This is a genomic window from Myxosarcina sp. GI1 (assembly GCF_000756305.1).
Classification (GTDB): domain Bacteria; phylum Cyanobacteriota; class Cyanobacteriia; order Cyanobacteriales; family Xenococcaceae; genus Myxosarcina.
The window spans coordinates 93152-114981 of the sequence record NZ_JRFE01000012.1; the positions used below are offsets into that span (position 1 = coordinate 93152).

The 21830-nt window shown below is 39.9% G+C and carries 18 protein-coding genes and 1 pseudogene; 12 read left to right on the forward strand and 7 right to left on the reverse strand.

Annotated features, from left to right (window positions below; all coding sequences use genetic code 11):
• Nucleotides 1-17: 17 nt before the first annotated feature.
• A complete protein-coding gene (locus KV40_RS06375) occupies nucleotides 18-620 on the reverse strand; it encodes a hypothetical protein (RefSeq protein ID WP_052055417.1) in 603 nt (200 codons plus the stop codon).
• Between the two features lie 116 nt (nucleotides 621-736).
• Between KV40_RS06375 and KV40_RS06380 the strand changes: the two genes are divergently transcribed.
• From KV40_RS06380 to rpe, 4 genes are all read left to right on the forward strand, one after another.
• The gene (locus tag KV40_RS06380; protein WP_052055418.1) at nucleotides 737-1456 is read left to right on the forward strand and encodes a MotA/TolQ/ExbB proton channel family protein; all 720 of its coding nucleotides are present in this window, start codon (nucleotides 737-739) and stop codon (nucleotides 1454-1456) included.
• 37 nt (nucleotides 1457-1493) lie between these two features.
• Nucleotides 1494-2081: a biopolymer transporter ExbD gene (locus KV40_RS06385; RefSeq protein ID WP_036479054.1), complete on the forward strand. Its 588-nt coding sequence runs from the start codon at nucleotides 1494-1496 to the stop codon at nucleotides 2079-2081.
• Between the two features lie 155 nt (nucleotides 2082-2236).
• The gene (locus tag KV40_RS06390) at nucleotides 2237-2917 is read left to right on the forward strand and encodes a uracil-DNA glycosylase family protein (RefSeq protein WP_036479145.1); all 681 of its coding nucleotides are present in this window, start codon (nucleotides 2237-2239) and stop codon (nucleotides 2915-2917) included.
• Between the two features lie 153 nt (nucleotides 2918-3070).
• Entirely contained in the window at nucleotides 3071-3766 is a 696-nt protein-coding gene (gene rpe / locus KV40_RS06395; protein ID WP_036479056.1) for a ribulose-phosphate 3-epimerase, read from the forward strand.
• A 104-nt stretch (nucleotides 3767-3870) separates the two neighbouring features.
• Here rpe and KV40_RS06400 read toward each other — a convergent pair whose 3' ends face one another.
• Nucleotides 3871-4815 (reverse strand): diguanylate cyclase, encoded by a 945-nt coding sequence (locus tag KV40_RS06400; RefSeq protein WP_036479057.1) that lies wholly within the window; start codon nucleotides 4813-4815, stop codon nucleotides 3871-3873.
• 913 nt (nucleotides 4816-5728) lie between these two features.
• On the opposite strand from KV40_RS06400, the gene KV40_RS06405 reads away from it, so the two are divergent.
• Nucleotides 5729-6706 (forward strand): phosphoribosyltransferase family protein, encoded by a 978-nt coding sequence (locus KV40_RS06405; protein ID WP_081942785.1) that lies wholly within the window; start codon nucleotides 5729-5731, stop codon nucleotides 6704-6706.
• A 59-nt stretch (nucleotides 6707-6765) separates the two neighbouring features.
• Nucleotides 6766-7680, forward strand: coding sequence for a carbonic anhydrase (locus tag KV40_RS06410; protein WP_036479061.1), 915 nt, complete (start codon nucleotides 6766-6768; stop codon nucleotides 7678-7680).
• A 12-nt stretch (nucleotides 7681-7692) separates the two neighbouring features.
• Here the strand turns inward: KV40_RS06410 and aroA are convergent, their stop codons facing one another.
• Nucleotides 7693-9036 carry a 3-phosphoshikimate 1-carboxyvinyltransferase gene (gene aroA / locus KV40_RS06415; protein ID WP_036479063.1) on the reverse strand — a complete coding sequence of 448 codons (1344 nt, stop codon included), beginning with the start codon at nucleotides 9034-9036 and terminating at the stop codon, nucleotides 7693-7695.
• A 525-nt stretch (nucleotides 9037-9561) separates the two neighbouring features.
• On the opposite strand from aroA, the gene KV40_RS06420 reads away from it, so the two are divergent.
• Complete coding sequence (locus KV40_RS06420; protein WP_052055419.1) at nucleotides 9562-9969, forward strand: hypothetical protein; 408 nt, start codon at nucleotides 9562-9564, stop codon at nucleotides 9967-9969.
• Nucleotides 9970-10458: 489 nt separating this feature from the next.
• On the forward strand, nucleotides 10459-10881 hold the full coding sequence (locus tag KV40_RS06425; RefSeq protein ID WP_052055420.1) for a hypothetical protein: 423 nt from the start codon (nucleotides 10459-10461) through the stop codon (nucleotides 10879-10881).
• 125 nt (nucleotides 10882-11006) lie between these two features.
• Here KV40_RS06425 and msrP read toward each other — a convergent pair whose 3' ends face one another.
• On the reverse strand, nucleotides 11007-12005 hold the full coding sequence (gene msrP, locus KV40_RS06430) for a protein-methionine-sulfoxide reductase catalytic subunit MsrP (RefSeq protein ID WP_036479067.1): 999 nt from the start codon (nucleotides 12003-12005) through the stop codon (nucleotides 11007-11009).
• A 261-nt stretch (nucleotides 12006-12266) separates the two neighbouring features.
• Here msrP and KV40_RS06435 point away from each other — a divergent pair, with 261 nt between their 5' ends.
• The 3 genes from KV40_RS06435 to KV40_RS06445 all read left to right on the forward strand — a co-directional run bounded on the left by KV40_RS06435 (nucleotide 12267) and on the right by KV40_RS06445 (nucleotide 15221).
• Nucleotides 12267-13097 (forward strand): tetratricopeptide repeat protein, encoded by an 831-nt coding sequence (locus KV40_RS06435; RefSeq protein WP_036479069.1) that lies wholly within the window; start codon nucleotides 12267-12269, stop codon nucleotides 13095-13097.
• A 22-nt stretch (nucleotides 13098-13119) separates the two neighbouring features.
• Nucleotides 13120-13653: a hypothetical protein gene (locus KV40_RS06440; RefSeq protein ID WP_036479071.1), complete on the forward strand. Its 534-nt coding sequence runs from the start codon at nucleotides 13120-13122 to the stop codon at nucleotides 13651-13653.
• An 80-nt stretch (nucleotides 13654-13733) separates the two neighbouring features.
• Nucleotides 13734-15221, forward strand: coding sequence for an ATP-binding protein (locus KV40_RS06445; RefSeq protein ID WP_036479073.1), 1488 nt, complete (start codon nucleotides 13734-13736; stop codon nucleotides 15219-15221).
• Nucleotides 15222-15404: 183 nt separating this feature from the next.
• Here the strand turns inward: KV40_RS06445 and KV40_RS06450 are convergent, their stop codons facing one another.
• From KV40_RS06450 to KV40_RS36600, 3 genes and pseudogenes are all read right to left on the reverse strand, one after another.
• The gene (locus KV40_RS06450; RefSeq protein WP_036479075.1) at nucleotides 15405-16292 is read right to left on the reverse strand and encodes a UTP--glucose-1-phosphate uridylyltransferase; all 888 of its coding nucleotides are present in this window, start codon (nucleotides 16290-16292) and stop codon (nucleotides 15405-15407) included.
• A 174-nt stretch (nucleotides 16293-16466) separates the two neighbouring features.
• Nucleotides 16467-16889 carry a plasmid pRiA4b ORF-3 family protein gene (locus tag KV40_RS06455; protein ID WP_052055421.1) on the reverse strand — a complete coding sequence of 141 codons (423 nt, stop codon included), beginning with the start codon at nucleotides 16887-16889 and terminating at the stop codon, nucleotides 16467-16469.
• Between the two features lie 127 nt (nucleotides 16890-17016).
• Nucleotides 17017-17415 (reverse strand): annotated as a pseudogene (locus KV40_RS36600) (IS6 family transposase).
• A 344-nt stretch (nucleotides 17416-17759) separates the two neighbouring features.
• Between KV40_RS36600 and KV40_RS06470 the strand changes: the two are divergent.
• Nucleotides 17760-21407: a hypothetical protein gene (locus KV40_RS06470; protein ID WP_052055423.1), complete on the forward strand. Its 3648-nt coding sequence runs from the start codon at nucleotides 17760-17762 to the stop codon at nucleotides 21405-21407.
• Nucleotides 21408-21830: the final 423 nt, after the last annotated feature.

Here is a 21830-nt window from a genome sequence, read left to right on the forward strand (position 1 = left end):
TTTGTGTCTGGTAAAATTTATGTCTTGAGAATAATTTCTGCCAGTAGTCGTGGATAAGCAAAACAGTCAGAAACTGATAGTTGAGGTCCGCAATAGGTTTTACTAAGGCGATCGAGAATACCGCTCGTATTATGGCAATTATCATCAGCCATTTCAAAAGCAATACTCCACCATAGATGGGAGTCGATCTTTAGTTTAGTTAATTCGCCTGTTATTCCTGCTTCCTGACGCTGCCGCCGTTGTTTACTAACTGCAAGCCAAAATTTAGCAGGAAAAAAATTGTTTAGCTGTTGTTGGGGTAATTCTTGGCGGTCAATCCATTTGCTCCATTTTTCTATTTTTCCCGACCAAACTTCGCCAAATTTTTGTGCTTCTAATTCAGCTTGTCGCCATTTGAGTTCTAAATTTTCCTGTCGCCACTTGTAGCTGACGGTGGTTGATTCTGGCAAATAGAGATAAAAATCGGTTCTAACTTCTGCCCCAACTTTATTTTGTAGACAATGGCGATCGAACCATTCTTCTACTTCTATTGGTGGTACGCCTGGTTTAAACCAGCGTAATTCTATAGTATTCTCTATCACCTGGTTTATTGCTTGCTTTTTCCTAACTGCTTCTAGCATTGGTTAATATTGATTTGCCGATAAAAAATTAAAATCGATCGTTAATACAATTTGAATAACTTAAACTGTGGAAGAAATGTTTTGGCAACGAGGATTACTGGAGGACAAGCAACACCATGAACTTTGCTGAAATTATCGCTAAAGGCGGCATTGCCATTTGGCCGCTGTTATTGTTATCTATTCTTTCTCTAGCCACAATTTTAGAACGAATCTGGTTTTGGTCGAGAGTATTATTTAGAGAAAAACAAATTCTCAATAGAATTATTGAGGCAGCCAATCGCAATTGGGATTTAGTAGAAAAAGTTGCCAGAGAACATATCAATCATCCTATGGGCAATTTTGTTTATGCCCCGTTTAAATATTCCAATCCCGATCCAGAAATATTACACCTGGCTTTAGAGTCTGCTGCTGACGAACAGTTAGCCAGAATGCGTAAAGGAGACAAACTTTTAGAGGCAGTTATCGCTCTTTCCCCTTTGTTAGGATTATTTGGAACTGTTTGGGGTTTGATTAAGTCTTTAAGTTCGATTAGGATTGGCGATTTGGGTACGGCTTCTACTTCTGGAGTTACCCTGGGTATTGGCGAATCTTTGATTTCTACTGCGGTTGGGTTGTTGGTAGCGATCGTCAGTCTGGCGTTTTATCGTCTGTTTCAAGCTTTTTGGTCTAATCAGGTTAGGCTATTGCGTAAAGCTGCCAGTCAACTAGAAGTAATATATCGTCAACAGTGGTTTCGAGAAGAAGATGAAATAGTAGTAGCTGATGAATACTCTTTTATGAACGTCGAACCAAAGAAACCGCCTACAAGCGATCCCTGGGCGGCAGGAGAACAATAATTTTACAGCGATTCAACAGTAAATCAGCAAAGTTAAAATGACTTCTAATAAGAAAAATAATCGTAATAAGTATCGCTATTCACCAGTACGCCCTTTTAGACTCTGGCAAGATGATGCTAGAGAGAGCGATGCTCGAATCGAAATTTTGCCTTTAATCGACGTTATTTTTTGCATTTTGACCTTTTTTCTCTTGGCAGCCGTTAATTTTTCTCGTCAACAGGCAATCAGCCTAAATCTGCCCCAGGCAAGAACTGGCACGCCTCAGATGCAGGATATTTTAATCGTGACCATAGATGATGTCGGTCAACTATATGTCGAGCAAGATTTGGTCAGCCGTAGCGATTTAAACTGGGAAATCAAAAAATACAATCAAACTAACCCTAATGGCTTGATGGTTCTGTATGCGTCCAAAAATTCGACCTATAGAGAAGTAGTAGAAGTTTTAGATATACTGCGAGAAGTAGGTGGCGATCGCGTGGCGTTAGCTACTCTGCCTATGGGTTCTCAACCTCCAGCTTCCAGCACTCCCAGTACTTTACCTTCTTTTGTACCAGAGCTTCGCAACGGCATTAATCCCTATAATCCAGATTCCACGCCCAATCCTCCCGCACTACCTAGCCAATAGGTATTTAGGCTTTAGACTTTAGGCTTTAGGGAACGGGAAACGGGGAACAGGCAAGAGTAAAAACTTTTTACTTGCTACTCGCTACTCGCTACTTGCTACTTAAAAAAATGAGATAATACAAGCAATTTTTGATGCCCTATGTATTTACTCAAACAATGTCCGATCTTGAAACTTTAATTGCTGCAGTCAAGCAGGAAGCCGAACGCGAAGAATTTCCCATTGATGTCGCTGTTTACCGAGAAACCGACCTCGAACCAACTCAACCAATATTATATGCTGGCAATTTGAATAGTCCTTTGTGTTTTTTTGGACGAGATTTGGGCAAAGATGAGGTTTATGCCCGTCAGCCTCTAATTGGCGCTTCGGGGACTATGGTTAGGGAAGGGTTTTATTATGCCATTCACCAGCAAAAAGCTCCTTCTAGAACCAAACTCGATGAAACTACCTGCGACCGCCTGTTGCTGGCTAATACCGTTCCTTACAAACCTCCAGGTAATAAAGCGTATTTAATGAAAGTCAAAAATCGCTTTCGTCCCTTTATCGAACAATTGTTGCTGTTTCACTGGCAGGGAAATCAAGTTATTACTTTGGGTACGGAAGCCTTTAAATGGTTTGCTACCTACGCACCTAAAGGAGAACTAGATAGTTTTTACAAACGGAGCGATCGCTTTGAAGCTAAACTGACTGTTAATTTGAGTGCTAGTGACGACATGGGTATGACTCACCAAAAAGCGATAACTTTGCTACCTTTGCCCCATCCTTCCCCTCTCAACCAAAAATACTATGCGGCATTTCCCAAAATGCTCCAGCAAAGACTGGCTCAGGTTGAATTTTAAAAAACTTAACTATTTCGACTTTTAGAATCTGTCTGAGGTCAGAGATTGCCTTAAATGGCGATCCTCACAGCTAAAAAACATGATAAGGTAAAAGGGGAAATCTAAAATTTTTGTTAAGCTCGATACAAAAGATCTTTACACTAAAAATCAATTATGACTAATAAGAAAACTGTTATTTCCCCTTCTATACTTTCGGCAGATTTTACCCGTTTGGGCGAAGAAATTAAAGCGGTAGATAAAGCTGGTGCCGACTGGATTCACGTTGATGTTATGGACGGTAGATTCGTTCCTAATATTACTATTGGACCGATGATCGTCAAAGCAATCCGTCCTCTGACTGAGAAAATTCTCGACGTTCACTTAATGATTGTCGAACCAGAAAAATATGTCGAAGACTTTGCCAACGCTGGTGCGGATATTATTACCGTACATGCAGAACATAACGCTTCACCCCACCTGCATCGCACCCTGGGTCAAATTCGGGAATTAGGCAAACAAGCAGGTGTAGTAATCAATCCTGCTTCGCCTTTAGAACTAATTGAGTACGCCCTACCAATGTGCGATCTAGTTTTAATTATGAGCGTCAATCCTGGTTTTGGCGGACAAAGCTTTATTCCCGAAATGGTAGATAAAGTGAGAAAATTACGTCAAATGTGCGATGATAAAGGCTTAGACCCCTGGATTGAAGTAGACGGTGGCTTAAAAACTCACAATACCTGGCAAGTTTTAGAAGCGGGTGCTAATGCAATCGTAGCAGGTTCGGCAGTGTTTAAGGCTGACGATTATGCAGAAGCAATTGAAGGTATTCGTAACAGCAAACGCCCACAGCCCGAACTAGCTACGGCGTAAATTTTTTGATTTTCAAAATTTAAATATTATAGGTGGTTTGGAAAGAAAACCACTTTTTTTTTGCAGGCGATCGCCTTCTTTTATAGTGGTATATTTTCTATGATTCAATCATACAAAACTGCACGATTACGTCCCTCAGTCTTGGCTTGATAAAGTGCGCGATCGGCTTCCGATATCAACTGCGTTCGGTTAGTTCTGATAGTTGGAAGCATAGAAGCTACTCCTAAGCTCAGAGATACAAAGTCACTTACCGCAGAGTCGGGATGGGAAATTTGCAGCATCTCTACAGCCCGATGGATCTCTAGAGCGACATTTAAAGCATTAGCTCCTGCTGTCTGAGGTAAAATTACGGCAAATTCTTCGCCGCCATATCTGGCTACCAAATCTGCGGGACGTTTGACTGCGCTATCTATAGCGCGAGCTACTCTTCTCAGGCAAATATCTCCTGCCTGGTGTCCGAAGCGGTCATTGTACTGTTTGAAGTAATCGATATCGCCAAGAATTAATGCAAGATGATAGTTTTCACGGTATGCCCTACGCCATTCTTGTCTAAAATAACGGTTGAAATAATACCGATTGGCAACTTTAGTTAAATCGTCTTTACTGGCTAAAATCTTGAGACGCTGATTTGTGGCTTTCAATCGCGCTTTCAAACGAGCGATCGCTAATTGATGTTGAATCCGAATAATAACTTCCTCAGTATTAAAGGGTCTGGTTATATATTCGCTACCACCACTAGCAAAAGCTTTAGCTATAACTTCAGTTTCATTAAAAGTACTGATAAAAACAACTGGAATATCTTTGGTGCGAGAATCGGCCTTTAGTTGCTGGCATACTTGATAGCCATCCATATCGGGTATAGCTACATCCAGTAGAACAATGTCGGGAACTTCGGCTCTAGCAATTTCTAAGGCTAATCTTCCATTATTAGCCTGCCTGATTTCATATCCTCTCGAAGTTAATACTGAGGATAAAATTGATAAATTGCCATTGCGATCGTCAACTAACAAAACTTTTCCAGTTTCAATTGACGCAAGCCGATCGGTCATTTTAATTAAAGGTTTTAATAATATTTATTATGATTAACTACAATTATATTGAACAATTTCTCTGCTTAATTAATACTTGATAATAAAACTAATAACTTTACTAAAAGTAAATGTTAAACTATTAAATGTTTTTGTGATAATACTCAATCAAGTAAAACAACCCTTAATTTAAGCTGTTAAAACTATATGTATATAGACATAGCCTTTAACAAATTATCATAAAATATGTTTTAATCGGTAGGTATTCACTTTACACACAAGACACATTTATCGTTTGCATATAAAAATATGATGAAATATTTTTTCTCTATGTTTTCGTCTTATTTAACCTTACTCTAAGATTTGGTGACTTATGTTATCGCCCCGACTATTTTCCAGTTACTTAAAAATATTCCAATGGTAGTAAAGCTGGCATCGAGCAAGATAAAATCACAGACAGTAGCTCAAATTTTTGGTTTATAGCAATCCTAAATGATACGTAAAAAAAATTCTATTGCCTATTGCGTATTGCTTTTCTCTACTTTCTCTATTGTTTAACAAATGAAATAGGAAGGCTCGCTATATATCTCACTCCTGACTCAGAAATTACTCTGTTGTTTGACTACGGAGCATAGACTATTGCACTAACTTTGTCTATTACGAGCAATATTCTCAACTTTAAATGAATATAGCAGAAACAAAATCGGTAAATTATTTATAATCATATACGAACATTATTATTTTAAAATTGACAATTAATTAGTTTTTACTTAGAAATTTAATGAAAGGTAAAATTATTATTAATAAAATGAGTTATTGGAATATATCAAAAGAAATGCCAAAACAGACAAAGCTGCAAACCAGACAAGAGATAAACTGCTGCAATGTTTTTGCAGGTTGCAATGGCATTAATTCATAGCATAGGAGCAAAGTCATGATGAACTTTCGTACTTTTGACGATATGAGTTCTGCTTTGTCAAAAAAACTTAACTTAATTCCACGAGATATCGATTTAATAGTTGGTATCCCTCGGAGTGGATTAATTCCTGCTAATATCTTGGCTTTGCATCTCAATTTACCTTTAACAGATTTAGATGGTTTGATCTCGGGAAGAATGTTAGGTAAAGGCAGAACTCGCGCTCATACCAAACAAAGAGTTACTGTAAATGACTGCCGTAAAGTTTTGGTGATCGACGATAGCTTATGGACTGGCGAAACTATTGCTATGGCCAAGCAAAAAATTGATGAGGCTAACATACCTCAAGAAGTTATCTATGCGGCAGTTTATGTAACTTCTAATACCAAAGACAAAGTAGATCTTTACTTTGATATTTGTCCTTTTCCTAGAATGTTTGAGTGGAACTTCATGCATCATGGCTATCTTGAGAATGCCTGTATAGATATAGATGGAGTACTTTGCGAAGATCCTACTACTCAGGAAAATGATGATGGGATTAAATACCTGAACTTTTTAGAAAATGCCAAGCCATTGTTTCTTCCTACGCTGCCAGTTGGCTGTTTGGTAACTTCACGTTTGGAAAAATATAGACCTCAAACAGAAACATGGCTTAAAAAATATGGCGTAGAGTACCAAAAATTATGTATGTTAGATTTGCCCGATGGAGAAACTCGTAAAGCTTTGAATTGTCATGCTACTTTCAAATCTAAAATATATCGGCAAACCAAAAGCATAATTTTTATCGAAAGTGAGTTAAAACAAGCTATTGATATTGCCAAATATAGTAATAAACCAGTGCTTTGCATAGAAACTCGTAGATTGATTATGCCCGATAACGAGAGCTTTGCTCAGATTGAGTATAGAAAGATGCAAATTGCCTCTAAATTAAAAATGCTCAAAAGAAGACTGCGTCCGTTCCGCAGTAATATGTCTCGTCTACTACAACGAAAATAGTCGTCAATCTGTTGGATAATTAAAAATATCTAGTTATTTGTTGTCTACGTTAGAAAATAGTGAAAAAGTTAATTCGCGGTCTCGATGAATTTCGACAAAATTATGTAAATACTCACCAGGAGCTTTTAGAGCAGCTTTCTCACGGACAGAAGCCTAGAGTTTTGTTTATTACCTGTTCTGATTCTAGAGTAGCTCCAAATTTAATTACTAATACCGATATGGGAGAGCTATTTGTCATTCGTAATGCTGGCAATATTATTCCCCCTTATGGTTCGGCTAATGGCGGTGAAGGAGGCACTATTGAGTATGCAATCAATGCTTTAGGTATCGAACAGGTAGTAATTTGCGGACATTCTCACTGTGGCGGGATGAAAGGATTGCTGAAGCTCAATGAGCTTCAGGAAGATATGCCTTTAGTATATGACTGGTTGAGACATGCCGAATCTACACGCCGTTTGGTTATGGAAAACTATCCCGATTACTCTGGAGAGGAGTTGATTGAAACTTTAGTAGCGGAAAATGTTTTGATCCAGATCGATAATCTTAAAACATATCCTGTAGTAAGAGCCAGAATACATCAGGGTAAGCTGCGGATTTATGCCTGGATTTATCGCATTGAAACGGGAGAGGTTTTAGCGTATGATGCCGAAACTCATACTTACGTGCCTCCTATGAGTCAATTAATGGATGATGAAGACCAAAATGGCGATCGCTCTTTAGCTCCGTCCGATAAAAAACGACGTTCTGATTCAGAATTTTCTTCTTTAACTAATATTAGAGGCGAACTAGATAAACTATTAGCAGTTAATTCTCCTAAATCCACTAAAGAAGCCGAACGAGCCATAGGCTCATTAGAAAGATTGTTCGCTCGCGCCAGTAGATTAGGCATGACTGCCAGTGAACTACAAAACTATCATTCTTTATTTTCAGAACCAATTCAAACTTGGGCGAGAAAAGCTTATTCACATCGTTGACAGTAGCGAATTTCAGGTGGTTACCTGCTGTAAAGTATTAACGAAGTTGGGATAAGAAATTGAGGCTGCTTCGGCGCGATGAATGGTAGTAACCCCCTCGGCAGTTAAACCTGCGATCGCCAGACTCATAGCAATACGATGATCTGTATAACTATCGACATCCGTTCCCTTTAGAAAATTGCCGCCAGTAATTTCCAAGCCATCGGGCAATTCGCCGATCTTTACTCCCATTTTAGTTAGTTCTGATGCCATTACTGCCAGGCGATCGCTCTCTTTGACTCGTAACTCTGCTGCATCTTTAATAACTGTAGTTCCCTCCGCAAAAGCAGCAGCCACTGCTATAATTGGAATTTCATCGATGAGACGGGGAATCAAACTGCCTTTCAGAGTGCAGGCTTTAAGTTGGCTGTAGCGGACGCGCAAGTCGGCAACTGGTTCGCCTGCTACAATACGTTCGTTTTCTCTAGTAATATCTGCCTCCATCATTTCTAGAGCCTCTAAGATTCCAGTGCGAGTAGGATTAATTCCGACATTAGTAATTAACAATTCTGAGTCAGGCACAATTGCCGCAGCCACCAGCCAAAAGGCAGCAGAACTAATATCACCTGGAACGACGACCTTTTGTCCTGTAAGTTGAGGTTGTCCGATTAAAGTAACGCTATTAGTTTGCGGGTCTACCGTTAGTTTGGCACCAAAAGCCTTTAACATTCGTTCGCTGTGGTCGCGAGACAAAGCTGGTTCGATAACTGTAGTATTGCCTTCTGCCATTAATCCCGCCAGCAAAATACATGACTTGACCTGTGCCGAAGCAATAGGAGATAAATAGTTTATGGCTTTAAGCTTTCTGCCTTTGACCGCTAAAGGAGCCAGTGAATTTTGCTTGCGTCCCCAGATAGTTGCACCCATGCGTTCTAAGGGAGTAACCACGCGAGACATAGGACGCGATCGCAACGAACTATCTCCCGTAACTACAAACAATCTGTCGGGATGAGATGCCAATAAGCCCAGCATTAACCGTATCGTAGTTCCAGAATTACCCGCATCCAAAACGCCAGCAGGTTCTTGCAAATTGCCCAAACCGACTCCTTTAACCACAACTCGCTCGGTATTTAGTTCGGATATTTGCGCTCCCATCGCCCGAAAACAGTTAGCGGTGCTGCGAGGGTCTTCTCCTAATAGCAATCCTTCAATAATTGTCTCTCCAGAGGCAATTGCTCCCAACATCAAGGCACGATGAGAAATTGATTTATCTCCTGGTATGGCGATCGCTCCTCGTACTGCTATTCCCGAACTAGGAGGGGCGATCGCTAATTGCTGAGAATTAGCGCGGTTATGAATGGTTATCACAGAAGACATAAGCGAGCGATAAAAATAATAATATTCGTAGCCAATCTTAGCAAAGTTTGTTCTAGCTGTAGGTTTTCAATTTGGCTTATTTGAAAGTCACAGGCAGTAACTTATCTTGCTTTGTTCGCAGACTAAAAACTAGCTAGCTCCCTTAAATTAATAGGTAAATTTTTGCTTTGTGGCGATCGCTATAAATGCTTAATATATTTTAAGGCAAAATTGTAGTATTACTGTGCTAATATCAAAACAAATTATAATTTTTTGTACTTTTGTAAAATAAATTAATTAAAGTCACACTAATTATTAAAGCTATAAATAGCTATTATTTCACACTGTAATTTTCCAGTATTCAGTAGGAAAACCTGATAGCTCTTGTTTCAAGCAATTATTTTTTATTTGACTATTAGTTTTGTTTATATGTAAAATAGCTTTTAACTTAACTTATATTAATTTTTGGTTATTTTTCGCAACTATAGTCAAGCGAAATTTTAATCTAAAAATATAATCATTAGCAAACTTCAGGAGATACGATTCATGCCAAAAAATGATTTTTTTCTCAGTCCAGACGATTCTCAAAGTATGGGCGACATTGAGTTTATGAGAAAGTCAAAGAAGGTAAGAAAAACTTTTCCCAAAAATGCTAGTAATCAAGGTGCTTTTGAAGTAGTCACAGATACTGCGTCAATAAAAAATAAAAATTCTAATACTGGAAACGAGCAAGACCAAAGTAGCAATAGAGCTTTTGGCTCTTCTAATTTTAGTTCTCAAGGTCAGCCTGGAGCTACTGGAGGTTCTGTGGTCACTCAAACTAGTGGCAATTTCAAACCGCAATCTAGCTTTACTAACGCAAGTTCTAATAAAAGCTCAAAACAGCGTCGTCGAAGCGACAGCAGTATGGATATGTTCCGTAACATGGCGCGGGACATGAAAAAAAGAAGATAAACAAAGTTTTTCTGATTTGAGCCAATTATTTTAAAGGCTAAATTTTTACTGAAGTAGTTATTTAAAACCACTTCAGTATTTTCATTCCAATCCGATATTTTGAAAGAGATGAAAACTGAGGGTTGCGATCGCTGTAAATGCTTGAATATTTTTAGGCAACTTTGTAGTGGTGCAGAGTCAACCTCAAACTAAATTAGAAAAATTTGTATTTTTTAAAACTAACCGCTCGATCTTGTAACGGTTATTAAAACTATAAATAGCTAAAAATAGCTGCTACTTAGCTTGGCAATTTGCTATTCGTCAGCAAAAAAAACTTGACAGCTATTACCTTTCGAGAGATCGCTTTTTATTTGACTATTAGTTTTATTTATATGTACAATAACATTTAACTTAACTTAAATTAATTTTTGGTTATTTTTCGCAACTATAGCCAGGCGAAATTTTAATTTAGACGTATTTTCATCGGCACCATCACAGGAGACACAATTCATGGCAAAAAATGATTTTTTTCTCAGTCCAGATGATTCACAGACTCTGGGCGACATCGACTATATGAGAAAGGCAAAGAAAGTTAGAAAAACTTTTCCTAAAACTTTAAAAAATACAGAGGGTTTTGAAATAACCGTAGAGACTTCTTCTATGGGAAATGCAGGTTTTGGTAATGAAATCAAACCTACTCTAAGTTCTTCTCAAGGTCAGCCGGGAGCTACTGGCGGCTCTATAGTAACTCAAACTAGCGGTAATTTTAAACCGCAATCTAGCATTACTACTGGTTCTGCGGTCAATCAAGCTAACACTCAAACTAGTTCTCTCAACGCTAGTTATAGTAAAAAGCCAGAGCAGCGTCGTCAAAGCGACAGCAGTATGGATATGTTCCGTAATATGGCGCGAGATATTAAAAAAGGAAGATAAACTACCAAGTTTTTCTTCGATTTAAGCCAGCTTTTTTTTAGGCTAAATTTTATACTGAGGCGGTTATATTAAACTACCTCAGTTTTTTATAGAAAATCGGTCGATATTGCCCGACACTATATTTTTTAGGCGTACAGACTAGCTACATATTCTCCATAGCCATTGTAGGGAAGTGTTTCTTTAATTTCCCACGATAAGCCAGGTCCCGTACTGATAAATTTTTCTGTAGCCTGCGACCATCGAGGATGGGGAACATCGGGTTCTACATTAGCTTCAAACTTGTATTCGTTAGGATCGAGAGTATTCCAGTAAGTGGCTGGCTGAGTTGCCATAAATTCAATCTTGACAATAGATTTAGCTCCTTTAAACCCGTATTTCCAGGGAGTAACCATACGTAAGGGTGCGCCATGTTGTTTGGGCAAGTCATGACCGTAAATACCAACTGCAAAAAAAGCCAGGTCGTTTGCCATTTCTTCAATTCGCAGTCCTTCTGTATATGGCCAGGGAAGCGAACCCAAATGAAATGTAGGACCTGTAGTAATTTCGGGGTCATAAAAAGAAGTGAAGCTAACAAACTTAGCTTTAGCAGTAGGTTCGACAGCCTCAATTAAAGCTTTCATGGGAAAACCAATCCAAGGCAGCACCATAGACCAGGCTTCAACGCAACGAAAGCGATAAATTCTTTCTTCGAGGGGAAACTGTTGTTTGAGGTCGTCAATGTCGTAGGTACGAGGATTTTTAACCAAACCCGTTACTTCAACCTGCCAATTTTCTGTAGGTAATTTTTGGGCATCGAGCCAAATTTTCTTATTGCCACCATACTCATAAAAATTATTGTATTGTCCTGCAATTTCTTCTGTAGTTATCGGTCGGTTAACTTTGGCAAATTTAGGATTCTGGGCGACATCAATAGGCGGTAAATCCAGGCTAGCTTCTAAAGCGGTTTGTGAAGCAGATTTGCCAACGGCAGTTCCTGCTTGGCAACCAGCTAGAGGTAATACACTCGCTCCGATGCCTGCCCCAATTAGAGTTTTAATAAAGCGACGGCGATTATAGTACAGTCGAGGCGGAGTTATCTGATTTTCGGAAATTTCCCAGGCTTGAGGAATGCGAATTAAAGTCATTAAAGTTGGCGATTGTTTGTTAACAGAATATTCAAGCAATATCTATACTCGATCGAGAGTCAAGTTAGTACGCTAGACCATCGGTGCGATTACGTTCGGCGTACCGCAATCATGCGAATCGCCTGTAGATAGAGTAGAAATTAATTTAATTATCTCAAAAATTACTAGAGAAACGGTCGTCCTCAACCACGTAAATTCGTCAGTAATCTTCAATCGTTGCTCAATTTAGAGAAAATATTAAACTAAATATAAACATATAATATGACTCTAATAAATTCTCTAATTCACACCTTGCTCTGTTTATTGTGGATCTGCTGCCTATGGCTGTATAGCCCCACTCTGGCTCTGGCAGATACCAATCACAATATCAATATCACTACTCAACAGATAAAAAGAGGAGAGCAAATCGCCCAAAAAGCAGTTCGTGCCGCTCAAAATGGTGACTTTGCTCGTTCCGAAGATTATTGGACGCAGCTAATCGATGAATTTCCTGATAATCCTGCCGTCTGGAGCAATCGAGGCAACGTTCGCATCGGTCAGTATAAATTAGCAGCCGCGATCGCCGATTACAGTCGCTCGATCGAACTCGCCCCCGAATATCCCGATGCCTATCTCAATCGTGGTATTGCTTATGAAGGTCAAAGACGCTGGCAACTAGCTTTAGCCGATTACAATCGCGTGCTGGAAATCGACGACCGAGATCCAACGGCTTACAATAATCGCGGTAACGCCAAAGCAGGACAGGAAAAATGGCAAGAAGCTTTAGATGACTATAACCAGGCGGTTAGTCTCGCACCCGATTTTGCTTTGGCTCGCGCTAATGCTGCTTTAGTTACCTATCAATTGGGCGATCGCGCCGAAGCGATTCGTCAAATGCGTAATTTAGTTCGCAAGTATCCTATGTTTGCCGATATGCGTGCGGCTCTAGCAGCAGTGCTTTGGGTAGAGGGCAAACAAGGAGAAGCCGAAAGTAACTGGGTAGCGACAGTAGGCTTAGACAATCGTTACCAAGATCTAGAGTGGGTGCAAAATATTCGTCGTTGGCCGCCAACAATGACAACAGCACTAGATAAATTTTTAAAGCTCAATTAACACTATAACCATATATATAGTCATGAACCATTCTCAACAGCAAACACCATCACTCTCGTTTCAAGAGGCAATTTTAGAAACTCAATCGTTGATGGTTAAGATGAGCCAAAACGAACTTCAGGAGTCAGAAATCGAACGGGCGATCGCCACGATGATCGATACTAAAGCAGGAGCGCGAGGCTTTTTTGTGCCTTATCTAACTGGAGATTTGACCCTGGCAGATAATCCGTCATCTGGAGTAATTGAAGCTTTAAAAACCGCTCCCGAAATAGTTGGCGAACTATTAGTCAAAAATTTAGCCATGTCTACGGCAATGGCAGTGGTTCATCAACGCAATCAGGATCTAGAAAATGCCCTGGGTTCGGAGCAAGTTGCCAGAAGGACTGCTAATTTAATTCGGCAGATGAATTTAGATATAGTTAAAACAGAAATAACCAAATTAGAGCAAACTATTGCTAAAGGTGAAGGTAATTACCAAAGCTTTCTCAAACGTTGGGGTTATGATGCCGAACAACAACAGGCAATTTACAAAGCAATAAAAGCGATCGAAATTTAGACACCAGAAGAAGTCAAAAGCTATTCTTGGCTTCAGCTACGGTACTATTTTGATAGTATTAATACTTGTCGGCTAAATCGATGACGAGAGCGCGAACCAGCAATCACAAAGCAGATATTCTGGCAATTGACGATACGCCAGAAAATTTGGCTTTATTATCTCAAATGTTGACGGAAAAAGGTTACAAAGTTAGAAGCGTAACCAAAGGTTCTACAGCCTTACGGGGAGCTAAAGCCGCACCCCCAGACTTGATTTTGTTAGATGTTAAAATGCCTCAAATGAATGGCTATGAGGTCTGCCAGGAGCTTAAAGCCGACGATCGCACTCGTAATATTCCCGTGATCTTTATTAGTGCTTTGGGAGATGTTTTTGATAAAGTCAAAGCTTTTCAGGCTGGTGGTGTAGACTATATTACCAAGCCGTTTCAGGTTGAAGAAGTATTAGCCAGATTAGATACTCACTTAACAATTCGTAACTTGCAATTGCAGCTTCAAGCGCAAAATATTCATCTCCAGCAAGAAATAGCTAAAAAAACCGCTGCCGAAGATAAGTTTGCCAAAGCCTTTCGCGCCTGTCCCAATCCGATTGCGATCGCCACCGTTTTAGAAGGGCGTTTTGTAGAAGTCAACGATAGTTTTTTGCACATGAGCGGCTACTCCGAAGCAGCAGTGGTAGGAGAACAGATCGATCGCATTTATTCTTCCTGTGCTTTAGAAGTATATAAATACGCTTTAAAAAAATCTCAGTCGCGAGGTTTTGTTCGCAACCAGGAATTAGAGTTTCGGTCTAAATCGGGTCAAGTTAAAAACGTTTTACTATCTTTAGAATTGATTCAGTTGGGTGAAACTCAATGCACTCTGCAAATTATGAACGACATCACCGAACGCAAACGGTTAGAAAATGAATTTATTTCTTTAGTCAGTCACGAATTGCGAACTCCCATGACTTCAACCATTGGTGCACTAGACTTGTTGAACACGGGTCAATTGGGAACTTTGAGCGATCGCGGCAAACAAATATTGCAAGTAGCCATTCGTAATATAGAACGCTTGATTCGCCTGGTTAACGATATCTTAGATTTAGAACGCATAAAATCTGGCAAAATTGCGATCGAGCCAGTAGATTGCCATCTAGATCGGCTGTTAGTACAGGCAGTAGAAACCATGCAGCCGATGGCAGAACGAGCGAGAGTAGAATTACAGTTAGAATCTCTTGCAGTTAAACTAAAAATCGATCCAGACTGCATTTTACAAACTCTAACTAACTTACTCAGCAACGCGATTAAATTTTCCGAACCAAGGGCAAAAGTATGGTTAAAAGCAGCTATTGAAGGCGATCGCTGTTTGCTACAGGTAAAAGATACTGGTAGAGGTATTCCTGCTAATAAGTTACACTCTATCTTCGAGCGTTTTCAACAGGTTGATGCTTCTGATTCTCGTGGTAAAGGCGGAACTGGTTTGGGATTGGCTATTTGCCGTCACATTGTCGAAAGGCACGACGGACAAATTTGGGTAGAAAGCCGTTTGGGTGAAGGCAGCACTTTTTACGTTAGTTTGCCATTGGTTTAGTATTTAAAAGTCTGATAATCATCAAAATTAGACTTGTTGGGTAATAACATTTGAAATGACTGAAAAGCTTATCATATAAGGTTTTCAGATATTGTCTATCAAAAAACGCTAAATCCTATGATGAATATAGGTTATAGCTACTTTTTTAGCTTAATTCCCAACAAGTCTATTCATCACAACTACTCAATTGTAAAAATCAATCATTGTCTGACGATAGAATAACGGCATTCCCGTATCATAAGGTTGACCTTTAACTAAATAGCCGATCGCGCCTACTTCTGACTGTAGTTTATCCAAGCAGGTAGTTAGTTGGAATTCACCTTTAAATCGTTCGTTATTAGCAATTTCTGAAGCTAAAAAGTCAAATATTTTGGGTTCTAAAATATACAATCCAAAAATGCCCAAAAATTCCTTCTCGTTCATGCCTGCCACGTGTAAATGTTCACGAGCATATTCTAGAGATGGCTTTTCGTATATTTGGGTAATGTTCAACAGAGATTTGTCTTCTTGCCAAGTGCCTCCAATACAGCCTGCTTTCTGAATAATTTCATCAGACATTATCGTAATTCCAACAACGCTTTTATTTACTCTCTTGTAGACATCAACTAGCTGCCTACTACAAGAAACTTCGGTTTCGGAAATATATACATGATCGCCTAATAGTAATAAAAACGGTTCGTTGTTTACCCAATCTTTAGCGCAAAACACAGCATGACCAAATCCCTCTGGTTTAGATTGAGTAAGAATAGTAATGCGATCGCCCAATTTTTGTAAATACTGACTATATTCTCTGTTTTCTGATGATAGCTTCTGCCATAGTTCTGGTGATGGTTGAGACTGAAAGAAGTCTAAAAATAAATCGCGATCGCTTTCTTGAGTGATAATTGCAATTTCTTCTATACCCGCGCTTATGGCTTCTTCTACTATTGCTAAAATTATTGGTTTGGCTCGTCCGTCGCGATCGACAATTGGCAAAAACTCCTTTTTAATCGCTTTAGTTATGGGATACATTCGAGTTCCAAAACCTGCTGCGGGTATAACTGCTTTAGTTACCTTGTTAGCCGAAACCATAATTTAAATTGTAATAAAACTATAAGAAAATATTAATAAAAATACTATGTGTACGCGATCGAGCGATGTAATTTGAATATTTCAAGTTTAAATAAATTAGAAAGTAAATTCGGATATAATCTTTTTGTTATCTACTGTAGTTGCTACAACCATTTTCCAATTAATTGAATTTATCTACTTGACTAAATCACAATTTTCGGGAGGGCAGCTTCCTTTGCCAGCGGTACATATTGGTAATACTCGCTCGCTTTCATCAGGCAAAATAGCTTCTACTCTAATTTGATGTTTCCAATTGCTGTAAAAGTCGTATTCGTAGCTGAATTTTTCTCTTTCTCTGAAACCAAATTTGGATAGTTTGATTTCATGAGCATTGCCCATGAATCCACCCGTGCCAGGGTAATTGATGCCATAATGTACGCCATGAATCAGGAATTGGTGTAGATGTTCCTCTTTCCAGCCCATGACAATCTGAATTATGTAGTGAAGATCGGCAATGGTAAGATCGCTACTCACTTTTATCCGTCGCCAAATCATCGGACTGATGCCGACTAACACTATTTTTAGCTGGTACGTGACGGGAGTTGAAGTCTCTGACATTAGGTCATTTTACTATGATTGCCCCCACTTTTTTTCGCTCTCCGATTAGTTCCGAAGTTGCCGAAAATCGCTGCGCCTGACCAGAAGACTTAAACCTTCGCATCTTCTTTTCTCGTAATCTCGTCCATTAATGTGAATTCTCGGCTTGATTATTTAAACTTTTGTGCTGTCTGTGTTCTACACTTAAACCTATTTGTTTCATCGCTGCTCCGTAGCTTTTAAGCTTATCGGTAACAATAACTCTGGGAGTTAATCCCTGTTTCTTCAGTAGCTTCTTCATCAATCGTTTGGCAGCTTAAGCATTGCGCCGTTTCTGAATTAAAATGTCTAATACCAAACCGTTCTCATCTACGGCTCGCCAAAGCCAATGAATTTCACCCTTGATGACGATTTTGATTTCATCTAAATGCCATTTGTCACTGGCTTTGGCTCTCTGGTTTCTTATTTTTTTCGCTGCGGACAAGCTGAATTTGGCCACCCAATTCCGAATATTTTCGTAAGTTACTTCTATTCCTTTGTAAAGCATCAATTTTTCTATGTCTCGATAGCTCAAAGAGAAACTGTTGCACGCTGGAGCCTGCCAAACTCAATAACTGATGATTTCTGGGGTGAAGCGATGACGATGATAGGGATTGCTACTCATACTTCCATTATCTCACACCGCCCTTTCTGTTAAGTTGACAATACCCTCCCTGCTATTGACAAGCCCTAGTTTTTGCCGATCCAAAACCGATCTTACCTCAGTTGGCTTAGCTAAGAGATACTTTAAGTCACGGATTACTCGGGCTTCAGAAGGTAGCAGCGACCCCGCGATGCGCAGACTGGAACCTGTCGTGACCGTTGGTATATATTTAGTCAAGAGAGTGACAAATGTTAATTTGGTTTTTGATTATTCAAAATATAGTTCCCGAAGCGATCTCTATTTTATTCATAATTATCAATAGTATCAATAGCGGAATTTCTAGTATTTATTTGTTCTTTTGCTACTCTATTTTTCTTAGATTAGTTTGGAATAGCGCAATTATTTTACATGGTTTGGGTCATACCCTGGCGATCGCTTTCGTCAATCGCCAACTAAATAATATCAACCTCAATAACATTCTCGAACATCGCAGTATTCGAGATATTTTTAAGTCATTATTACCTTTTAACCAGATATTTATTCCTTTACTGTCTTCCAGCCAACCATACATAGCAGTAGAAAACTCTACTCAGTTAAGATTTAAAGCTGCTGGCGGAATTGCATTTAATCTTTTAGCAGTCATTATCTTTAGTTCGTATACCGATAATTTTTTAGGAGAAATTGCGCTCGCGGCAAATCTAATAATTGCTCTAGTTTCTCTTTCAGATCTAGAAGCAACAGTAACGGGAGTAGCAGAGTATCTTTACTGCGGTAACTTTGGCTTTATTGCCGAAAGAAACGCCGACGATGGCAATAAACTTTTGCCCGAAAGATTGGTAAAAATTGCGTTACAGATGGGTAGAGAAACCGAAATTCGCGGCGAACAGGCAGGAGGCGGTTTAGTAGTAGCTCGTAACCAAGATAACGCCGTATTGGTTGGCAAAAAGATCGTCAATCGCAAACGAGCTAATCTCACCAAATCTCTAGAAGCAGCCTTTGCAACCGTCAGACAAAAGGCAACTGCCTCTGGGATCGAACCCCTATCATCGACATTAATGGGGGCATGGCACTATCGCTATGCCACCAGTGGCACTGCCCCTTCAGAAATAGAAACCCACTGGCATGAATGGATGGCGGCGCGTCCAGAAAAAGTCTGGCAATTTAAAGATGGTGAATGGAACTGTCAAACTAAAAATGTCAACCACCGTATCACCCACAACGGCGACTTTGATAGTTGGACGCTGTTTAATAAAGATGTCGATAGTGCCACTTTGGGACTGTGGCTAGAGAGAATTTTACATACCCCCAATGCCACTAGGGGAGATTCACCCAAGATTGCGGGGATAATGGATTTATTAATTACTAATGGAATGTGGTATCCTTCGGTACGGTTGGCATATCAAATGGCGATCGTAACTTCGCTCGAAGAAACTTTCGGCGGACTCGAACCCTATGCAGACACGCCGAATACTGCTCCTTCTGTAGCAGAGTTGACGGGTTTGGCAGAAATTCTCGAACGAGTATTTGTCGAGATGCAATCTTCTCTCCCAGTTAACAACTCTGCCATACCACCAGAATCTTTAAATAGTCTGGCGCAACGTATCTTAGCAAAAATAAACACTCACAGTTTTACCGCGCAGTGGAGTCAGCTACAAAGAACCGCCTTCGTGCAAACCGCCATCAAAGCTTTTTTTAACAACAACCTATTTCATGCCACTAAAATATTCATGTCCAAAGCTAAAGGCAGTTTTGGTTTGGTAACGGTTTCAACGCTGTCGGCAAAAAGACTAGTTCTCAGTGCTAAAGGACAACCGATAACCATTGGTTTTAACTGGCAGCAGGGCTATATGGTCTATGCTTCCGAACCCGCAGCCGTAGACCGAGTTTTGCTGGGCAATCCTCAGTCTTTTCGGTTGGATCTCGATCGGCAAGCAGGAGAAGTTGCCTTAGTCAGTGCCAAAGATGTTGCTGTTTACTCCCTAAGCCAACAAAAGTTACTGCTAAGCGAAGAATTAAAAACTAGATGGGTTTCCCTAAAAGATCATCCCTACTTACCCTACATTCGTTTTGCTGCTGCTGGCGACGAAGATCCCGTAACCCAGGACATTAATTCGATTCCTGCGGTGTTAGCAGAAATCAAAGAATCCTGGCAAGATCCTAATTCTCTCAGCCGTAGAAGTGCTGCTTACCTAGCCTATCTCCTGACTGAAAAAGTGCAACGCTTTGAGAAAAAACAACAACTGATGTTTCAATCGGGCTCGGTAAGTCGAGTCAGACCGATGACTACTGTAGATTTGTTAATTACGGGAGAGGAAAATAGCCTCTGGTTGGGTGAGAGATTTGCCAAAGATTTAAGAACCGTGTTTCCCTTTTTAAATGTGGTAACGATAGATGCCAATCAGCTTTTAGGGCGACTAGAGCGAGATTTTAGCCAGCTTTACTTAAATAAAGACTCTCTAATATTAGCCATTACTCAATCGGGTCAAACCTTTTCTACCGTCCAGGCGATCGATACTTTTAACTATCTATGCGGTCAGGGAGTTGTCGGCGAACTCTTTATCCTTACGGGAGAATTGAGCAGCTTTATCGATGCCACTAAAGGAAGTGGGGGACTTACCACCATTACTTCCTCTACCTTTTTAGGCAATATCGGCGATCGCCGCGAGCGCGTATTTATCAACGGTTCTGGACGCAGAACCGCCGAACCTAGCACTGTAACTACGGCTGCTGGTTGGCAAACCCTTACTGAATTACTACTTTATCTTGCTAAACAAATGAGAACCAAGTTTCCCAATTCGCATCCTTTCGGCATGACCTTAACTCAAGAAAGTTTGCAGGTTTTGGCAATGATGAAGGAAGATTTTCTCAGTAAAAACGTACCGCAGATTATGGGAACTACGACCCAGGGAAAACCAATCGAATCTGCCATTAGACACAAGCTAGTTCGTGGCGGTCGTCATTGGAGCAATCATATCACCGAAACTCCTCTAGCCTGGGCAATTCATGCGCTGTATATCATAGTAACGGTGGGCTGGGTAATTCCCTTCGGACATACAATTTCTTTAGTTAAAATTCTGTCGGAATTAATTTTTGCAGTTTTTAATTTACCCTCTAGTTGGCAAGCGGCGATCGCACCTGCGGTAACTCTAGCAGATATCGCCGTCTATATTTTCGGTGCCTGGCTGTGGACTTTACTCATACGTGCTTGTCAAGGTAGACAGCTATTTGCTCGCATGGGTAAGAGAACCTTGGTTATTGGTGATGTGCCTTGGGTCAACCAGTTTTTACAAGCCTACGTTAGCAAATTATTTTCCCTTAGCTACGGCATTGCCAGTTTAGAAGTCCACAGTGCTAACCCTCAGAATCATCTCCTTCACGCTTACGGACATCGCGTCGTTAGAGGTACTTTAATCTGGTTGGGGATACCCGACGGCAGACGTAGCGCTCGTGCCTCAGCCGCAGAAAATGCGGTGTTGATGACGGGAAAGCAGGCTAATGGCGTGAGAAATATTTGGGCTGGGGCAGAAATTTATGTCGTCGGACAAAATCCTGCGATCGCCAGAAAAGGCTTTAGTGAGGCGATGGTTTTGGGCAGCAATAATGATGAAATTTACTTTAGAAATGCCGAGGTCATCGAGCAAAAAGACCAAATTGAAGAGTTGAGAGAATCTTGCTTTGGTGCTTTGGAAAGATTGTTAGCTAGCTATTTATTTTTCTGGGCGTTAGCCAAAAAAGTAGCTTCGTTTCCGTTCCTCAAATACGAATACTGGAAGTCTCAAAGCCGCACCAAAATCATGACTACCGCTTCACCTGTGGCGGGATTGGATGCGAGTAAGTTTGATAATAATAAAGCGCGTCAGGAATCTACAGCTAAAAATTGTGTTCGTAAAAGTTAACGGTATTTATATAATTCAAAATTATAGACGCTTTTTTTACTCACGATGCAATTGCCCAAGAAACTCACATTCTATTCACAGGACTTACGCAGATACACCAGATATAGGGGCAGTACAACTAAACTAATTTCATAACTTGTGAAGGTTTTTTGAGTTCTTGGGTTAAGTACTCAGATAAACCTTGGTACTTAATTCAATCGACTGTATCTTGGTAATGCTATAGAAGTATTGAAGCATTGAGTAGAAAGTTTTTAATTTTAAACTTCAGCTTATATCATTACTTTTACATGATTACCCTCAGTAAATCATCAAACTTTTTACACCATCTATCGAAACAGGGAGGCATGGCTGCTCCCGTTGTTTCTTTCATGATGGAGATCGCGCTTGAGAATAATGTTAAAGTCAATAAAAGTATTTTATCTT